Source organism: Streptomyces sp. SAI-135, assembly GCF_029893805.1.
Lineage (GTDB): Bacteria > Actinomycetota > Actinomycetes > Streptomycetales > Streptomycetaceae > Streptomyces.
This window is the reverse complement of the sequence record NZ_JARXYP010000002.1, coordinates 2,150,199-2,166,644: the sequence shown is the minus strand read 5'-3', so window position 1 is coordinate 2,166,644 and position 16,446 is coordinate 2,150,199. Positions and strand designations below refer to the sequence as shown.

Annotated in this window: 17 protein-coding genes; 6 read left to right on the top strand and 11 right to left on the bottom strand. The window is 71.3% G+C overall.

The window, feature by feature from the left end:
- Position 1: 1 nt before the first annotated feature.
- Positions 2-376, bottom strand: a complete 375-nt coding sequence (locus M2163_RS14235) for a cupin domain-containing protein (RefSeq protein WP_280852422.1) — start codon at positions 374-376, stop codon at positions 2-4.
- Between the two features lie 95 nt (positions 377-471).
- Between M2163_RS14235 and M2163_RS14230 the strand changes: the two genes are divergently transcribed.
- Positions 472-915, top strand: a complete 444-nt coding sequence (locus tag M2163_RS14230; RefSeq protein WP_280852423.1) for a MarR family winged helix-turn-helix transcriptional regulator — start codon at positions 472-474, stop codon at positions 913-915.
- A gap of 171 nt (positions 916-1,086) precedes the next feature.
- Positions 1,087-1,947 carry an alpha/beta fold hydrolase gene (locus tag M2163_RS14225; RefSeq protein WP_280852424.1) on the top strand — a complete coding sequence of 287 codons (861 nt, stop codon included), beginning with the start codon at positions 1,087-1,089 and terminating at the stop codon, positions 1,945-1,947.
- A 56-nt stretch (positions 1,948-2,003) separates the two neighbouring features.
- Here the strand turns inward: M2163_RS14225 and M2163_RS14220 are convergent, their stop codons facing one another.
- Complete coding sequence (locus tag M2163_RS14220) at positions 2,004-2,984, bottom strand: lytic polysaccharide monooxygenase (protein WP_280852425.1); 981 nt, start codon at positions 2,982-2,984, stop codon at positions 2,004-2,006.
- Between the two features lie 140 nt (positions 2,985-3,124).
- On the opposite strand from M2163_RS14220, the gene M2163_RS14215 reads away from it, so the two are divergent.
- Positions 3,125-3,574, top strand: a complete 450-nt coding sequence (locus tag M2163_RS14215; protein WP_280852426.1) for a GNAT family N-acetyltransferase — start codon at positions 3,125-3,127, stop codon at positions 3,572-3,574.
- Positions 3,575-3,595: 21 nt separating this feature from the next.
- On the opposite strand, the gene M2163_RS14210 is transcribed toward M2163_RS14215, so the two are convergent.
- Complete coding sequence (locus M2163_RS14210; protein WP_020117828.1) at positions 3,596-3,730, bottom strand: hypothetical protein; 135 nt, start codon at positions 3,728-3,730, stop codon at positions 3,596-3,598.
- A gap of 140 nt (positions 3,731-3,870) precedes the next feature.
- Here M2163_RS14210 and M2163_RS14205 point away from each other — a divergent pair, with 140 nt between their 5' ends.
- Positions 3,871-4,479, top strand: a complete 609-nt coding sequence (locus M2163_RS14205; protein WP_280894126.1) for a class I SAM-dependent methyltransferase — start codon at positions 3,871-3,873, stop codon at positions 4,477-4,479.
- Here the strand turns inward: M2163_RS14205 and M2163_RS14200 are convergent.
- Positions 4,476-5,024 (bottom strand): DUF402 domain-containing protein, encoded by a 549-nt coding sequence (locus M2163_RS14200; RefSeq protein WP_280852427.1) that lies wholly within the window; start codon positions 5,022-5,024, stop codon positions 4,476-4,478. The two genes, M2163_RS14205 and M2163_RS14200, sit on opposite strands and share 4 nt — an antisense overlap.
- A complete protein-coding gene (locus M2163_RS14195) occupies positions 5,005-5,934 on the bottom strand; it encodes a GNAT family N-acetyltransferase (RefSeq protein WP_280852428.1) in 930 nt (309 codons plus the stop codon). The genes M2163_RS14200 and M2163_RS14195 overlap by 20 nt, the downstream gene beginning before the upstream one ends.
- A 70-nt stretch (positions 5,935-6,004) precedes the next feature.
- Here M2163_RS14195 and M2163_RS14190 point away from each other — a divergent pair, with 70 nt between their 5' ends.
- Positions 6,005-6,376, top strand: coding sequence for a GntR family transcriptional regulator (locus tag M2163_RS14190; RefSeq protein WP_280852429.1), 372 nt, complete (start codon positions 6,005-6,007; stop codon positions 6,374-6,376).
- Here M2163_RS14190 and M2163_RS14185 read toward each other — a convergent pair.
- Both M2163_RS14185 and M2163_RS14180 read right to left on the bottom strand, forming a co-directional pair.
- A complete protein-coding gene (locus M2163_RS14185) occupies positions 6,361-7,092 on the bottom strand; it encodes a DUF72 domain-containing protein (RefSeq protein WP_280852430.1) in 732 nt (243 codons plus the stop codon). The genes M2163_RS14190 and M2163_RS14185 overlap by 16 nt on opposite strands.
- Positions 7,093-7,107: 15 nt before the next feature.
- The gene (locus M2163_RS14180) at positions 7,108-8,202 is read right to left on the bottom strand and encodes a DUF5925 domain-containing protein (protein WP_280852431.1); all 1,095 of its coding nucleotides are present in this window, start codon (positions 8,200-8,202) and stop codon (positions 7,108-7,110) included.
- A gap of 167 nt (positions 8,203-8,369) precedes the next feature.
- Here M2163_RS14180 and M2163_RS14175 point away from each other — a divergent pair, with 167 nt between their 5' ends.
- The gene (locus M2163_RS14175; RefSeq protein WP_280894125.1) at positions 8,370-9,791 is read left to right on the top strand and encodes a xylan 1,4-beta-xylosidase; all 1,422 of its coding nucleotides are present in this window, start codon (positions 8,370-8,372) and stop codon (positions 9,789-9,791) included.
- A gap of 21 nt (positions 9,792-9,812) precedes the next feature.
- On the opposite strand, the gene M2163_RS14170 is transcribed toward M2163_RS14175, so the two are convergent.
- Genes M2163_RS14170 through M2163_RS14155 form a run of 4 tightly spaced genes read right to left on the bottom strand, consistent with a single transcriptional unit; the run spans position 9,813 to position 16,224 of the window.
- Complete coding sequence (locus tag M2163_RS14170) at positions 9,813-13,631, bottom strand: lipopolysaccharide biosynthesis protein (protein ID WP_280894124.1); 3,819 nt, start codon at positions 13,629-13,631, stop codon at positions 9,813-9,815.
- A complete protein-coding gene (locus M2163_RS14165; RefSeq protein ID WP_280852434.1) occupies positions 13,624-14,424 on the bottom strand; it encodes a polysaccharide deacetylase family protein in 801 nt (266 codons plus the stop codon). The genes M2163_RS14170 and M2163_RS14165 overlap by 8 nt, the downstream gene beginning before the upstream one ends.
- Positions 14,417-15,406 carry a glycosyltransferase family 2 protein gene (locus M2163_RS14160; protein WP_280852435.1) on the bottom strand — a complete coding sequence of 330 codons (990 nt, stop codon included), beginning with the start codon at positions 15,404-15,406 and terminating at the stop codon, positions 14,417-14,419. The genes M2163_RS14165 and M2163_RS14160 overlap by 8 nt, the downstream gene beginning before the upstream one ends.
- On the bottom strand, positions 15,403-16,224 hold the full coding sequence (locus M2163_RS14155; RefSeq protein ID WP_280852436.1) for a glycosyltransferase family 2 protein: 822 nt from the start codon (positions 16,222-16,224) through the stop codon (positions 15,403-15,405). Before M2163_RS14155 ends, M2163_RS14160 begins: the two co-directional genes overlap by 4 nt.
- Positions 16,225-16,446: the final 222 nt, after the last annotated feature.

Genomic DNA, 16,446 nt, shown 5'->3' with positions numbered 1-16,446 from the left:
GTCAGTTGGCCCACGGCGGGGTGATACGGGTGCCGTCCGCCAGCGTCGCCTCCAGACCGACGGAGGTCGTGACCCAGGTGAGGGCGGTGTGGTCGGTGGGGTTCTCGACGGCGAAGGTCGCCCCGGGGGTGACGATCACGGTGTCGCCGGCGGTGATCCGCTGAGTGCTGTCGTCGAGCGTGATCAGGAGTTCGCCGATGAGCAGATGGAAGATCTCCTCGCGGTTGACGGTGTGTGCCGGCGCCTTCGTCCCCGCGGGGATCTCGCCGCGCCAGGCGCAGAGCTCCTTGGAGCCGCTGAGGGGAGTGGCGTACGAGACGAAACGGGCGCCGTGGATCTCATGGGTGACGGCTTCGGACGAGCGGACGACGGGCATGGGGCCTCCAGATCGACAGATGGTCAAGTAGGTTGACTATATGCCCCTATGGTCAAGCCGCTTGACCAATTCGTCAAGGGTGTTTCAATGCCTGGGTGCAGAACTCCGAAGCCCTCGCCCTGTCCGCCGCCCTGCTCGCCGCCGCCGGTGACCTGACCCAGCGCATCAATGACGGGGTCGTCGCCCGGGGCTTCGAGGCACGGCCCGCCTGGGGGTTCGCGTTCACGCGGCTCGCGCCGGACGGGGCCACGGTCACGGAACTGGCCGCCCACCTCGGGGTGACCAAGCAGGCCGCGAGCCAGCTGGTCGACGAGATCGTGCGCAAGGGGTACGCCGAGCGGCGGCCGCATCCCGGGGACGCGCGGGCCCGGCTCGTGGTGCTGACCGAGCGGGGGTGGGCCTGCACCCGGGCGGCGGAGGAGGCCGCCGCCGAGGCCGTGAAGGCGTGGGTCGATGTACTCGGTGAGGGTGAAGTGCGCGCGTTGCGCGAGCGATTGGGGCGGATCGCTCCCTATGGTCCCATCAGGCCCGCCTGGTGATGGTTCATCAGCGAACGCGTACGCAGCGGTTAGCACTGGAAGTTTTTACTGACGCGTAACTTCACAAGTGCACTACTCGTCCGTAACTTTCGAATTGAACAGCATCCTCGTGATCCGGGTCACAGGGCGTACGGCCCTCGCAACTCCCCTGAGCCGCAAGGAGATCACCCGATGCTGCCCTGGAACAGACTGCTCAGACCCCTCGCCGCCCTGCTGCTGACCGCCGCGGTCGCCCTCGTCCCCGCTGCCGCCGCCCAGGCGGCCGACGCCCCGAGCAGCGGCTGGAACGACTACTCCTGCAAGCCCTCCGCCGCCCACCCCCGCCCCGTCGTCCTCGTGCACGGCACCTTCGCCAACTCCGTCGACAACTGGCTGGCCCTCGCCCCCTACCTGGAGAACCGCGACTACTGCGTCTTCTCCTTCGACTACGGCCAGCTCCCCGGTGTGCCCCTCGTCCACGGCCTCGGCCCCATCGACAAGTCGGCGGAGCAGCTGAAGACCTTCGCCGACAAGGTGCTCGCCGCCACCGGCGCCGCCGAGACCGACCTCGTCGGCCACTCCCAGGGCGGTCTGATGCCCCGCTACTACCTCAAGTTCCTCGGCGGAGCCGCCAAGGTGAACGCCCTCGTCGGCATCGCCCCCGACAACCACGGCACCACCCTGTCCGGCCTCACCAACCTGCTGCCGTACTTCCCGGGTGTCGGGGACTTCCTCACCACCAACACCCCCGCCCTCGCCGACCAGGTCGTCGGCTCCGCCTTCCTCACCAAGCTCAACGCGGGCGGCGACACCGTCCCCGGCGTCAGGTACACCGTCCTCGCCACCAAGTACGACGAGGTCGTCACGCCGTACCGGAGCCAGTTCCTCAGTGGGGACGGCGTCCACAACGTCCTGCTCCAGGACCTGTGCCCGCTCGACCTCTCCGAGCACGTGGCCATCGGTCTCTTCGACCGGATCGCCTTCCACGAGGTCGCCAACGCCCTCGACCCGGCCCGTGCCACCGCCACCACCTGCGCCTCGGCGCTGAGCTAAGCGCCGCCGGGGCCTGTCCGGCCTGAGCCGCCGGTCAGGCCCCGGAGATCTTCCGGTCAACGGCCGTGCCGTGCACCGCCGTTCGCCGCGCGCCGGCGCACCGAGCCGAACAGGAGCGCCGCGCCGGCCGCGAGCGTGGCGGCGCCTCCCACCGCGAGGTACGAGGTGCCGCTGTCGCCGCCGGTCGCGGCGAGACGCTCCGAACTGCCCGCCGCCTGCACGTCGTTGGCAGGGACGTTCTTGGTCGCGGCGGCCACGGGTTCCGCCGAGGTGCCGGCGTCGTCGTCACCGTGCCCGTGGTGCTCGACCGTCGACCTGTCGGTGCCCTCCTCGATCTGCTCCTCGGAGGGCGCGGAGGCGCTCGGAGCCGGGGTCGCGCTGCCGGCCGAACCACCGGAGGCACCGCCCCCGAACGTCACGTCCGAGCAGGAGTAGAAGGCCTCCGGGCTGTCCGAGCGCTGCCAGACGGCGTACAGGAGCTGCCTGCCGGAGCGCTCGGGGAGCGTGCCGGAGAACGTGTAGAAGCCCCCAGATGCGACCGGGTCGGTGGCCGTCGCGACCGGGTTCGACAGGTCCAGGTCGTCCCAGCCCAGCGGCTGCGCCGGGTCGTAGCCCTGCTTGGTCAGGTACACCTTGAAGGTGCCCTTGTGCGGGGCGGTCACGCGGTACTTGAAGGTGTACGACCCGCTGCTCACGCTCGTCGCCGGCCAGTCGGCGCGGGCCAGGTCGAGCCCCTTGAACTCGTCGTTGTCCGCGCTGCACAGCCTGCCGTCCGGGATGAGCTCCTGGTGCCGTCCGTTCGCGTCGCCGATGCGGATGCCGTTCCAGTCGTAGAGTGCCTGGGTACCCCCGGCCGCGACCGCCGCCCTGCACGCGTCGGACCTCGGGCTCTCCGGGCCCTCCGCGTAGCACTGCGAGACCCGGCTGACCGGGTCGCCCATCGAGCCGTGCGCGGACGCGGGCGCCGCGGCCAGCGCGGTCAGGGCGAACGGGGCGAGGCCGGCGGCGACGGCTGCGGCCTTGCGGCGTGCGGGCATGGGGGATCTCCTCGGAACCGGTACTGATGCGTGCCGGATCAAAGAAACCCTGAAATCCCCGGCCTGTGACGGCCCGTGGCGATCTTTATGGCCCTCTTAAGGGAGTGCTGAGACGGAGATCAGGTAGATAGCGTGCGCGCATGACGAACGACGAGATCCGGCGCGCCGAGGCGGCCGACGTACCGGCCGTGAAGGCCGTGACCGACGCGGCGTACGAGCACTACATCGAACGCATCGGGCAGGTGCCGCAGCCCATGCGGCGGGACCACGCGGCGAACGTGGCCGCGGGGCGGGTGTACGTGACGGGCGACCCGGTGACCGGGCTCGTGGTGGTCGAGGAGCACCCGGACCATCTGTACCTCGACAACATCGCCGTCCGGCCCGACGCCCAGGGGCAGGGCGTGGGCGGACGGCTGCTGCGGTTCGTCGAGGCGCACGCGCGTGCGCGGGGACTGCCCGAGGTCAGGCTCTACACCAACGCGCTGATGTGGGAGAACCAGAAGATCTATCCGAAGTTCGGTTACGAGGTCGTGGAACGGCGAGTGGACGGGCCCTACGACCGCGTCCACTACCGCAAGCGACTGGTCTGACACGGGGCACGCCTGCCGCCGTCAGCCGTCCGGCCACCAGGTCCGCGCGATGTCCTTGCGGACCTCGGGTCGTCCCGCGGGGCGCTCATCGGCCTCTTCGGGGAGTCGGCGGGCGTCAGTCCTCTTCAGGGGCTTCTGCACGGTCGTGCGGCGCATGGCTGCCTCCTTCAGTGCCTACCGAGTTCCGCGTTCTCACGGAGGTAGACCCTTTGGGGGAGAGTTGCTCATCGGTCCGTGGTCTGTCAGTGGCGGTTGTCACGAATCGACTGTCAGTGGCGGGTGTCACTCTTGGGGGCATGACGCAGAACAGTGGTGGTGGGGGCGTGGGCGGCGTCGACTGGGACGCCGAGGCGGCCTCCTTCGACGAGGAGCCGGATCACGGACTGCGCGACCCCGAGGTGCGCGGGGCCTGGGCCGAGCGGCTGCGGGGGTGGCTGCCGGGCAGAGCGTCCGACGTCCTCGATCTCGGCTGCGGGACCGGCAGCCTGTCGCTCCTCGCTGCCGAGCAGGGGCACCGGGTGACCGGCGTGGATCTTTCTCCGGCCATGGTGGAGCGCGCTCGGGCCAAGCTCGCTGGGCGTGACGCGGTGTTCCTGGTCGGTGACGCCGCGCATCCGCCCGTTGGGGAGCAGCGGTTCGACGTCGTGCTCGTGCGGCATGTGCTGTGGGCGCTGCCGGATCCCGGGCGGGTGCTGCGGCGGTGGTGGGGGTTGTTGCGGCCGGGTGGGCGGCTGGTGCTGGTGGAGGGGGTGTGGGGGGCGTTCGGGATATCCGCCGAGGCCGTCAGCGGGTTGGCTGAGCCGCTCGGGGGGCGTGTGCGGGTGGAGCGGCTCTCGGAGGATTCCCTGTTGTGGGGGAAGGACGTGGATGACGAGCGGTACGCGGTGGTGGTGCGGGGCGACTAGAGGGGTGGGAAGCAGTGTTGTGTGTCGGGTGCGGGCCGTCCGTGGTTTGTCGCGCCGTTCCCCGCGCCCCCAGGCCGGGCAAGTCGCTCCAAGTCGTTCAGAGCTGTCATTGCCGCTGAGGCTGCCTCCGGGTCCCGCTCCCTCAATCCGCTCTCCTCGAACTCGTCCTCGTCCAGGCGGAGCACGTCCTTGCCGTCCGCCGAGACCCACAGGTCGAGGTCCAGGTCCTCCACGACCAGCTCGGCGCCGTCCAGTGCCGCCGGGCGGGTGATGTCGCAGTACCAGCCCTTCAGGGTGCCGTCGGCCGTGCGGACCTCCTTCACGGAGTACCAGCGGTCCCGCCAGTAGTGCTCGGTGAACACGTCGCCCGGCTCGAAGCGGACGAAGCCGAAGTCGCGGACGCCGTCTCCGGCCCAGGGAGCGCGGACCGTGACCCGGGTGCCGTCGTCGCTGAGCAGGTCGGCCGCGTAACGGATCTTCGTGCGGCCCCCCTTGAGCAGGACGACGTCCACTCGCTGCGGGGACTCAGGTGAGTTCGCGGACATGACGTACCTCCGTGGCGCAGATCTCGTATCCGAACCACTTGTTGATCGCGAGCATGGGTTCGTTGCCGGCGTCGTTGCCGGTGAGGGCCTCCGTGCAGCCGGCGGCGCGGGCGCGGTGCAGGGAGGCGTTCTTGGCGAGCTTGGCGAGGCCGCGGCCGCGGAAGGCGCGGGCGGTGCCGGTCATGGCGGTGGCGTAGCGGCCGGCGCCGTCGGTGTGGGCGGCGCTGAAGGCGGCCGGACGGCCGTCGACGAGGGCGATCGTGGTCAGGGCATGGTCCAGGAGGGGGTGCTTCCAGTTCTCCTCGATCCACACCTCGTAGTCCGTGAACTCGGCGCCCACGTCACTCGGTTCGTCCATCGTGGTCTCCGCGTCCAGCTCGAAGAAGGGCCGCGGGTCGTCGGCGAAGTCCGCTGCGGTGCGCAGTTCGACGCCCGCCGGCAAGGGCTGGAGCGGTGGCAGCGTGCCGTTCACCAGGTCCAGACGCAGGAAGTGCGCCGAGCGGCTGGGCCGGTAGCCGCGCCGCTCGGCGAACACCCGGTTCGGCGGCTCGTCCAGGACCCAGGAGAACAGCTTGGTCGCCCCGTGCGCCGCCAGGTGCTCCTCGGCGGTGCGGACGAGGAGGGCGCCGGCCCCGCGCCGCGTGCGGTCCGGGCGTACGTAGATGTTCAGATAGCCCTGGCCCGGTTCGGGGCTGTCGTGGGCGAGGCCGAGCTGGGCCGTGCCGATCACCTCGCCGTCCTCCTCGGCGACCAGGCAGCGGTAGTGCGCGTCCGGGTGGGTGTGGACCAGGCGGTGCAGGACTCCGGCCGCGGTCCACAGCATGAACGGGACGGCCAGATGGCGGACGTGGGCGAAGCTCTCGGCGTCGGCCGGGTCCTGGGGGCGCAGCTCGCGCACGATCACGGTCATGAAGGCGCACGTTACGGGGGAGGCCCGCCCGGGTGCCTCTCATTTTCCGACGGTGCGGGACAATCGCCTCGTGACCTTGAGGATCCACATCGACGACAGCGCGCCGCCGTACGAGCAGGTGCGGGTGCAGATCTCCGAGCAGGCGCGGGCGGGGGTGCTGCCGGTGGGGTACCGGCTGCCGACCGTGCGGGGGCTCGCCGAGTCGCTCGGACTCGCCGCGAACACCGTCGCCAAGGCGTACCGGGCGCTGGAGAGCGACGGGGTGATCGAGACGCGGGGGCGCAACGGCACGTTCGTGGCCGCCGCCGGCTCGGCCGCTGAGCGGGAGGCGGCGTCGGCTGCTCAGACCTATGTGGAGCGGGCCCGGCGGCTGGGGCTGACGGAGGACGACGCGCTGGCGGCCGTACGGGACGCGCTGCGGGCGGCCTACGGCCGGGGCTGACACAGGGACGTGAACGTCTTCGCGTTCCGTACGGCGGCGCCGTTCGGGTCGTTGTTGAAGTACACGTACACGTCCTCGCTCCCGGCCCAGGTCTCCCCGATCCGCGCGGCCCAGGTCTCCAGGGACCGCCTGCCGTAGCTCGGCCACGCCCGGGCCCGGCCCTCATGGAAGCGGACGTAGCCCCAGTCCGTCGTCCGCCACAGCGGGGTCACCGGACGGGCCCGGACGTCGGCCCAGCACAGGGCCGCGCCGCGGGTCTCCAGCACCTTGCGGGTCTCGGGCGTCCACCAGGACGAGTGCCGGGGTTCGACCGCGACCCGGACCGAGGTGGGGAAACAGGCCAGGCAGGCGTCCAGCAGTTCCGTGTCGGCCCGCAGGGTCGGGGGCAGTTGCAGCAGCACCGGGCCCAGCCGGTCGCCCAGCCCCTCCGCGTGGCTCATCAGGCGGTGCACCGGTTCCTCCGGGTCCTTCAGCCGCTTGATGTGGGTCAGGTACCGGCTCGCCTTCACCGCCACCACGAAGTCCCCCGGGACCCGCTCCCGCCACGCCTCGAAGGTCTCCCGGGAGGGCAGCCGGTAGAACGCGTTGTTGATCTCGACCGTCGGGAAGTGCCCCGCGTACTCCTCCAGCCAGCGCCGCACGGGGACGCCGTCGGGGTAGAGGACGCCCCGCCAGTCCTTGTACTGCCACCCCGACGTGCCGACGAACAGGGTCATACACCCATCAAAGCACTACAGGTACAGCCCCGCGTCCGCCCCGGGCCGCGGCTCCGGCACCGCCGTCGGTGACGTCCCCCGGCGCAGCGCGTACAGCTCCGCCAGGGTCGCCCCCTCGCGGCCCACGCCCTCCTCGGTGCCGAGCCAGCCCACCGCCTCCCGGCGGGTCAGCGGACCCACCTCGATGCGGGCCAGACAGCGGCCGGGGCGGACCACGGCGGGGTGCAGGCGCTCCAGGTCCTCGTTGGTCGTGACGCCGACCAGGACGTTGCGTCCCTGGCCCAGCAGGCCGTCGGTCAGGTTCAGCAGGCGCGACAGGGCCTGGCCCGCCGTGTGCTTCGCCTCGCCGCGGATCAGCTCGTCGCAGTCCTCCAGGAGCAGCAGCCGCCAGCGGCCCTTGCCCGTCGCGTCCTCCTCGCCGATCGCGATGTCCATCAGATAGCCGACGTCGCTGAACAGCCGCTCGGGGTCCAGGACGCAGTCGACCTGGCACCAGTCCCGCCACGAGCGGGCCAGCGTGCGCAGGGCGGAGGTCTTGCCGGTGCCCGGCGGGCCGTGCAGCAGGAGCAGACGGCCCGCGATGTCCTGCGGTGTCGTCTTCATCAGGCGGTCCATCGCGTCCGCGACCGGTGCCGTGTAGTTCTCCCGCACCTCGTCCCAGGTGCCCGCGGAGATCTGCCGGGTGGTGCGGTGCGGTCCGCGCCGGGGGGAGACGTACCAGAAGCCCATCGTCACGTTCTCCGGCTGCGGTTCCGGCTCGTCCGCCGCGCCGTCGGTGGCCTGGTCGAGGACCTTCTTGGCCAGCTCCGCGTCGGTCGCCGTGACGGTGACGTCCGCGCCGCGGTTCCAGCGGGAGACCAGCAGCGTCCAGCCGTCGCCCTCGGCGAGGGTCGCGCTGCGGTCGTCGTCGCGGGCGACGCGCAGCACCCGCGCACCCGCCGGCAGGAGCGTGGCCCCGGAGCGGACCCGGTCGATGTTGGCCGCGTGGGAGTACGGCTGCTCGCCCGTCGCGAAGCGGCCGAGGAACAGCGCGTCGACGACGTCGGACGGCGAGTCGCTGTCGTCGACGTTGAGCCGGATCGGCAGAGCGTCGTGTGGGTTCGCAGACATGCCGCCCATGATCCGGCACGGACCCCCCGTACGCACCCGGTTTCCGTGGTGCGCCGCTTGTGTCGCGACTGTCCCGCCCTTCCGCTCTGTCCTCTACGTCCTGTTACAGAGCTGTGCATCTCCGGCATCTGCCCGCACAGCCGTGTTCGCGGATACCGTTGCCCCCGATGGGACGTCATGGGTGGTATTCGGGGGCACGGCGGTGGCGGCTCACCGCTCTGCTCGGGGTGGGTGTGGCCGCTCTCGCACTGATCGTGACCCTCCTCAACACGCTTGCGGGCAGCGGCGCGGGCACCGACGGCACCTCACGCAACGGCGACCGGGTCCACGGCACCCCGACGAGCACCCCGGACGCGGACACCCCGGAGGTCGGCTGGGGCTTCACCCACACCCAGCACAGCGCCGACGAGGGCAGCGCGGCGGCCACCGACCGGGTCCGGCAACGGATCGAGGACGCGGGCGGACTCCCGCAGAACCAGCACATCATGGGCTGGGGCGCCGACAACCCCGAGCCGGTCGAGGGGCGTTACGACTTCGAGGACCTGGACCGGCGCGTCGACTTCATGCGCGCCTCCGGCTCCACTCCGGTCATCACCCTGTGCTGCGCGCCGGACTGGATGAAGGGCGGCGAGGCGGGCGTCGGCAACACCGACTGGAGCAAGGCCGCGCTGGAGACCGCGCCGGATCCCGCGCACTTCGAGGACTACGCCGCCCTCGCCGCGACCGTCGCCAAGCGCTACCCGGACGTACGCCACTTCATCGTCTGGAACGAGTTCAAGGGCTTCTGGAACGACGCGGGGGCCCGCTGGGACTACGAGGGGTACACCCGGCTCTACAACCTGGTCTACCGGGCGCTGAAGAAGGTCGACCCCAAGATCATGGTGGGTGGCCCCTACCTCGTGATGGACAGTGTCGACCCGCGCTCCGTGGACGCCTCCGCGACCTTCAAGGGCGCCTGGGGCGCGATGGACCAGCGCGTCCTCGACGCCTTCGACTACTGGAACAAGAACAAGGCCGGCGCCGACTTCGTCGTCGTGGACGGCTCCAGCTACACCAACGACGACGAACTGCTGCCCGACGAGTTCGCCGCCACCGACAAGTTCACCGCGGTGAGCACCTGGGTGCGGCAGCGGACCGGGAACCTGCCGCTGTGGTGGGCCGAGTACTACGTCGAGCCCGCCGACAGCCGGGACGAACGCGAGGGCTGGTCCGAGAACCGCCGGGTCGCGGTGCAGGCCGCCGGAATGATCGCGCTGGCCAAGGGCGGCACCACGTCCGCGTTCTACTGGAACCCGGAGAACGAGAAGGGCACGGACTGCGCGGGCTGTCTCTGGACGCCGACCAGCGGCAGCGGCGGCGGCCGGAAGCTGCCGATGTTCGACCTCGTGAGCCGGTTCAGCAAGGCCTTCCCACCGGGGAGCGCGTACGAGAACGTCTCCGTGGCCGCCGACGACGTGCCCAACGTCCGGGTCCTCGCCACCGACAGCACGGTCCTGGTGGTCAACACCCTGGACCGGAAGATCAGCGCGAAGGTCGACGGCAAGCGGTTCGACATGCAGGCCTACGAGGTCAAGTGGCTCACCCGCTGAGCCACTCGACCCCGTCGCACCTCACTTCATCGTCAGGAACCGCTGCACCAAGGCCGCCAGGAACACCGCCAGCAGGGGCAGTGAGAACCAGAAACTGCTCTGCAGCCAGCGCAGTTGACGCACACTCGGCCGCACCGCGACCCGCACCACCTCACGGGCCGACAGCAGCAGGATCAGCGCCACCGCGGCCAGCGCCCCCACCACCGACCAGGGCGTCCAGGTCACCTGAGGCCCGATCGGCCCCGGATCGGCCTTCGGGACCTTCCCGGCGGGCTGCTCCCGCAGGGCGTACATGGTCACGTCGTCATTGGTGAGAACCCGCTTGAGCTCCTTGCGGCTGTCGAGGTTGTCGAGCAGCCTCGGCTCCCACGTCCGCGAATAGCCCACGTCGAGGCGCAGATACGTGACCTGGCTGACGTTGACCATCAGATACGAGTTCGGGCCCGCGTCCCTGAGCGCCTTGACCAGGCTCGACACCAGCACCGGGTCGGCCGGTGCGAGGGTGGGCACGTACGACACCTTCTCCATGTCCTTCGCGCCCCACGGCATCGCCGGAGTCACGTTGTCCACAGTGTCGTTGGACAGCCACAGCACCCGGACCGAGGGATCGTCGTGGGCGTAGACGTAGTCCATGGCGGCGACCTCGCCGGGCTGGATCCGCTCGAACGGCTCGTTGCCCCAACGGGCCACCAGGAAGCCGCCGATGAGCAGCAGACCCGCCATCAGCGCGGCCACCGGGGCCAGCGAGACCCGGTCCTTCTCGCGCTCCTTCGCGGTGACGCCGGTACGCGGGAAGAGCGCCAGCGCGGCGAGCAGCCCGGCACCTGGCAGGGCGAACATGAAGACCCGCAGGGCCATCTCGCCGCCGTACGACTGCATGCCGAAGCCGAGGAACGGCACGAAGGTCAGGACGAGCAGCGCCGCTTCCCGGTACTTGTGCTCACGCCGGCGCCACCAGCCGTAGCAGGCCAGCGCCATGACCCCGCCGGCCAGCAGCACGCGCACGTACAGGACCAGCTTGTGGGTCGAGCTGCCGCCCTCGATACGGCCGGAGACCGAGGAGGAGACGTTGCCGCCGACGCCCCCGACCCCGCCGAACAGGTCGTCGAAGTGGCCCGACCAGTACGGCTCCGCCATCCAGCCGATCCAGGCGGTCACCATGACGGCGAACAGCACGGGCAGGCCCCGCAGTTCGCTGCGGCCGATCAGCACGAGCACCGTCAGCACGCCGAGCATCACGAACGGGGTGAGCTGGTGGGCGGGCACGCTCGCCGCGAACAGACCGATCACCACCGCGAGCAGCACGGCCCGCTGGCGGCGGTCCGTCGGTTCGACCTCCGCCTCACCGGGCCGTCGCTTCGTCCAGATCACGCGCGGGGCGCGGAACCAGACGAGCAGGACCGCCACGAACACCAGGTACAGCAGATAGGTGAAGCCCTGCGGGGAGAAGTAGTCCTGGCCGACCCAGCCGCTGAGCACGAAGATCCAGATGCCGGTCCACTTGGCCCGCCAGCTCGCCCGCATGTGCCGCACGAGCAGGAACATCGGTGCCAGGTAGGCCAGTTGGATCGCCGTCGGCCACCAGCGGATGACCTCGGTGAAGTCCGTGACCCCGCACGCCTGCGCCACGAACGCGGCCACCGCGAAGAAGCCCGGCCAGCTCCAGCGGGCGTCCAGGTCGGGCACCGCGGAGCCGGTCCGGTCGATGTGGTCGATGAACCCGAGGTGCTGCCAGGCCGTCGCGAACCGCGGTTCGGCCTCGATCACCGCGGGCAGCGCGTGCAGCGAGACCACCGTCGCCACCAGCGTGAGCAGCAGCAGCGCCTTGTGCTCGCGGCCCAGCCAGAGCAGCGAGGCGAAGACCACGACCAGCAGCGCCGCGCCGGCCAGCGTCGGCAGCGGCAGGACCGAGATCAGTCCCAGACCGCCCATCCGGTCCAGGTCGGCCTCGTCCAGACCGAGCGCCGGCACCCAGTACAGCAGCAGCGCGACGGCCAGCAGGCAGCCGAGGAACACCCCGAGCCGGCTGGGCCGCAACCGCTCCCGCAGGGAGAGGGACCGCGGCGGCTCCGCGGGCCGCGGCGCCTCCTCCGGCACGGGGAGCTCTTCCGGGGGGCCGGTCTCCTTGCCCGCGTCGAAGGCCACCTCGAACGGCGCGTCCACCTCCGTCTCGGACGGCCCCACCGAGGACTCGGAACCGGGCTCGCGCTGTTCCGTCGGCAGTCCCACGTCGGGCGGCTTCCGCAGCGCCCACGTCGGCCGGTCGCGTGTCAGGCCGGGCACGGGCGTGCCCGTGGGCGGGGTGCCGGGCCCCGGGCGTACGTCCGGACGGCGTTCCTGGTGGTCGAAGTCGACGTGGATGCCCAGCGCGAGGGTGTCCTGGTCGAGCGCCCAGCCGGGGCGGCGGGCGCGGCCCGCGGCCGGCACCTCCCGCGCCCCCAGGTCGGCGAGGTCGCCGTCCGGGGCGGCGGCCGCGGGCACCTCGGCGGCCGGGGCGTGCCGGACCGTCCGGTACAGCCGGGGCGCGGCGATCGCGACGATCACCGCGAGCGAGGAGATCTCGGCGACGCCCGCTCCGGTCAGCCCCATCCGGGGCAGGAGCAACAGCGTCAGACCGAGCACCATGGCACACAACAGGCCCTGCAACCAGGCGAGTCCGGAGGTGCGGCTCTGTGCGCGCAGCACCGCGAAGTACGTCTCCATGACGACCCGGAGCACCGCGCCGACCGCGAACCAGCGCAACAGCGGGGTGGCCGCGTCCGCGTACCCCGCCCCGAACACGCCGAGGATCCAGGGCGCCCCGAAGAACAGGACCCCGGCCACCGGCAGCATGATCCGCGCCATCCGCCTGAGCGCGGCACGGGTGTTGGCGGCCAGCCGGCCCGGGTCGTGCGAGCCCTCGACGGTCAGGGAGGCGCCCATGTTGATGGCGAGCAGGTTGCAGGTGCCGCCGATCGTCGTGGTGATGTAGAAGTACGCGTTGTCCTGGGAGCTGACCTGGGAGGCCACGATCACCGGGACCAGATAGACCACGGCGAGCGAGAACAGCGAGCCGGTGTAGTCGCCCGCCAGGAACCGCCCGATCTCCCTGAGGGACGGCGGCTCGGCCTGGTCCTCGGTCGCCTGCACATGGCGCGGCGCCAGGCGCCGGAACACCAGCCAGCCGAGCGGCAGCACCGAGACGGCGATCGCGGCGACCCACGACACGAAGACACCGGCCGTCGGGATCGCCACCGCGAACGCGACCAGGAGTCCCAGCTTGACCGCGGAGAACACGGTGTTGCCGACCGGCACCCACAGCGCGCTGCGCAGTCCGGTCAGCACGCCGTCCTGGAGGGTGAGCACGTTCCAGGCGACGACGGCGGCGATGAAGCCGAGGCCGTTCACCGGCCCGTGCAGGAACCGGTACGACGGCCCCCACACGTCCAGGGTGAGCAGGAAGACCCCGGCGGCGATCGCCACGAGCACCGAACTGCCCGCGTACGTACGGGCGATGAGGCGCCCGGTGGCCCGGCCCGCGACCGGTATGAAGCGGGCCAGCGCCCCGGTCAGGGTCACCGCGGTCAGACCCGCGAGGAGCTTCATCGCGGCGATCGCGGCGGAGCCCTGGCCTACTGCCGACTCGGAGTAGTAGCGGGCGGCCGCCAGCCAGAAGCCGAGGCCGAGCACCGCGGAGATCCCGGTGTTGAGCATCAGCGCGTAGGCGTTGCGGAAGAGCTGACTGCCGCCGCTTCCGCCCCCGCCTCTGCCGAGGCCGGGCAGCCGAAGTCGGCGCCCCGACTGCTCGGGCGCCTTCGCCGCGGTCGACTCGGGCTCGGTCGTGGTCGTCGTGTCAGACACGGGAACGGGAGACCTTCCGGCGGACCTGTCGTGCTCTTCGGACCAACGCGTACCCCTTGGTGAGGGCACGGTCCCTGGCGAAGGCCCTGGTGATCGCACGGCCCTGGACGAGCCGCTCGAACTCCTCGGCCGTGGTGGCACGGCGCACGGTCAGCCGCGTCAGCGCGTACGGCCCCTGGCGGCGCCGTGCGAGCGCGTTGTTCACGGCGAGCGCCTGGCCGTAGCCCGTCTCGCGCACCGCCTCGCGCACCCGGCGGCTGGAGTAGCCGTACGGGTAGGCGAGCGAGACCGGCGCGGTGCCGACCTCGTCGGTGACGATCTCCCTGGAGTGGATCAGCTCGTGCCGCAGCGCGGTGTCGTCGAGCTGGTCGAGCTGGGGGTGCGTGTGGGTGTGACCGCCGATCTCGACGTCCGCCGCGGCGAGTTCGCGGACCTGGTCCCAGTCCAGCATGGTGTCCAGGCCACCGCCGGTGTCGTGGGCGCCGCGGATCCAGCCGGTGGAGACGAACACCGTGGCCGGGAAGCCGTGCTTGACCAGTACGGGCAGGGCGTGCCGGTGGACGCCCTCGTAGCCGTCGTCGAAGGTGATCAGCAGGGGCCGCGCGGGCAGGGGCCGACCGGTGCGCCAACGGGCCGCGAGATCCGCCGTCCTGATCGGGGTGAGCCCCAACTCGGCGACCAGCTGCATCTGTTGGGCGAAGGCCGCCGGAGACACCGACAGGGTGCGGGTCGCGTCGTTCGGGTCGGTGGCGACCGAGTGGTACATGAGGATGGGTACGGGCGGCTCAGCCATCTCTGTCACCCTCGATCTCCACGACCCCGAACGTGGTTCCCGCCCGCCGCGCCCGGACGCTGCCGACCACGTACCCGCCGGCCGCCGTGAGCACCCCGGCGACGATCGCGCCCGCCCGGCCCGCCCCGCCCGGCCGGGCCAGCGCGGCGTCCCGCAGCCCGCGCACCACCCCGGCCGGCAGCACCCGGGTGGCGTACCGGCGCTCCGACTCAAGTCCTCTGCCGGCGCCCACACTTCGGGCCACCAGCGCCTTGGACAGGCCCTCCGCCCAGGCGCGTGTGCGGAAGTACCCGAAGTGCTCGCGCGCCTCGGGCACCCGGTGGTGGATCACCGCCCGGTCGTCGATCAGCAGGACCGCGTCCGGTCGGGCCCGGCTCAGCCGGATGCACAGCTCCGTCTCCTCGCAGCCCAGCGGGCGCTTGTCGCCGTCCCGCCCGATGCCGGTGGCGAAGCCGCCCGCCGCGTCGAAGGCGCTGCGGCGGAAGGAGGCGTTGCCGCCCAGGACGTTGCGGACCCGGACCAGTCCGGACGGGATGCCCCGGTAGGTGCAGCCCACCACCCAGTCGAACTCCTCCGGGAACCAGTCGGGCCGGCGCCCCGACGCCCAGATCGGCACCGTACGGCCGCCGACCGCCATGACCTTCGGATCGGTGTAGGCCCCGGCGAAGTGCCGCAGCCAGTCGCGTTCGGCGACGGCGTCGTCGTCCAGGAAGGCGATCACCTCACCGCGCGCGGCCGCGATCCCCGTGTTGCGGCCCGCGGACAGGCCCCGGGGGCCCGCGTTGGCGAACACGCGGACCTCCGGAACCTCCTTGTACTCCTTGCCCAGCCGGTCGAGGAGCGCCGGATTGTGGTCGACGACCAGCAGCGTCTCCAGGGCCGGGTACGCCTGCGTCCGCACCGAGGCGACCGCCGCGAGGATGTCCTCCCAGCGGTCCTCGGTGTACACGCAGATCACGACGGAGACGCCGGGACCGCTCAAGACACCTCACCCCGGCGCGCGTCGAGCATCGGCGACCGGTGGGCGCGGCGGCGCAGCGCACGCCGGTTGGACCGCTCCCCGAGGATCACCTTGAGCACCCGGAACCCGTCCCGCACGGCCCGCAGATTGCTCGCGCCGTGGATGCGCAGGTACTCGTGGCTCGGTATCTCCTGGACCTTCAGCCCCGCCTTGACGACCCGGATGTTCATCAGGGTCTCCACCTCGAAGCCCGTGCAGTCGAGGTCGATCTTGTCGAGGCAGTGCCGCCAGAAGGCGTTGTACCCGTAGCAGAGATCCGTGTAGCGGGCGCCGAACTTGCGGTTGACGATGGTGCACAGTGCCCAGTTGCCGAGCTTGCGGATGAAGGTCATGTCGTCGGTGCCGCCGCCGTTGGCGAAGCGGGACCCCTTGGCGAAGTCCGCGCCCGAGACCAGGGCGGAGACGTAGGAGACGATCTCGTTGCCGTCGGCCGAGCCGTCCGCGTCGATCATGACGACGATGTCACCGGTGCAGGCCTCGAACCCGGTGATCAGGGCGTCCCCCTTGCCCTTGCCGTGCTGCTTCACCACCTTCACCTCGGGCCACAGCTCGCGGGCCACCGCGACGGTGTCGTCCGTGGAGTTGCCGTCCACCAGGATCACTTCGTGGATCCAGTCCGGAAGGGTCTTGAAGACGTACGGAAGGTTCTCCGCCTCGTTCATGGCGGGTATGACCACACTCACCGGTGGCGCTATGGCCAGGTGAGTGGAGATCGGCCGGTACTGGCCGGCTGTCGGCACATCCTGGCCCGCAGCCGCCGGGTGCAGAACTGAACTCATGAGTCTGGTTCCCTCTCGTCCGGTGGACCGCCCGCCCCTGGGCGGTCCGGTTTGTCGCTCCGGTTCGAAAGGGGGGTTCTCACTCACGGCATGCCGGAGGGAATCTCCGTACGTGCCGGGTGAGCTGGCATAGCTGGCCGACCGCCGTCGTGCTGTGCTTGTCCCAACAGGACGACAGCCGGTCGTGCGGCACGTCTCGGTCACAAGTGCGGTCACCGAGCA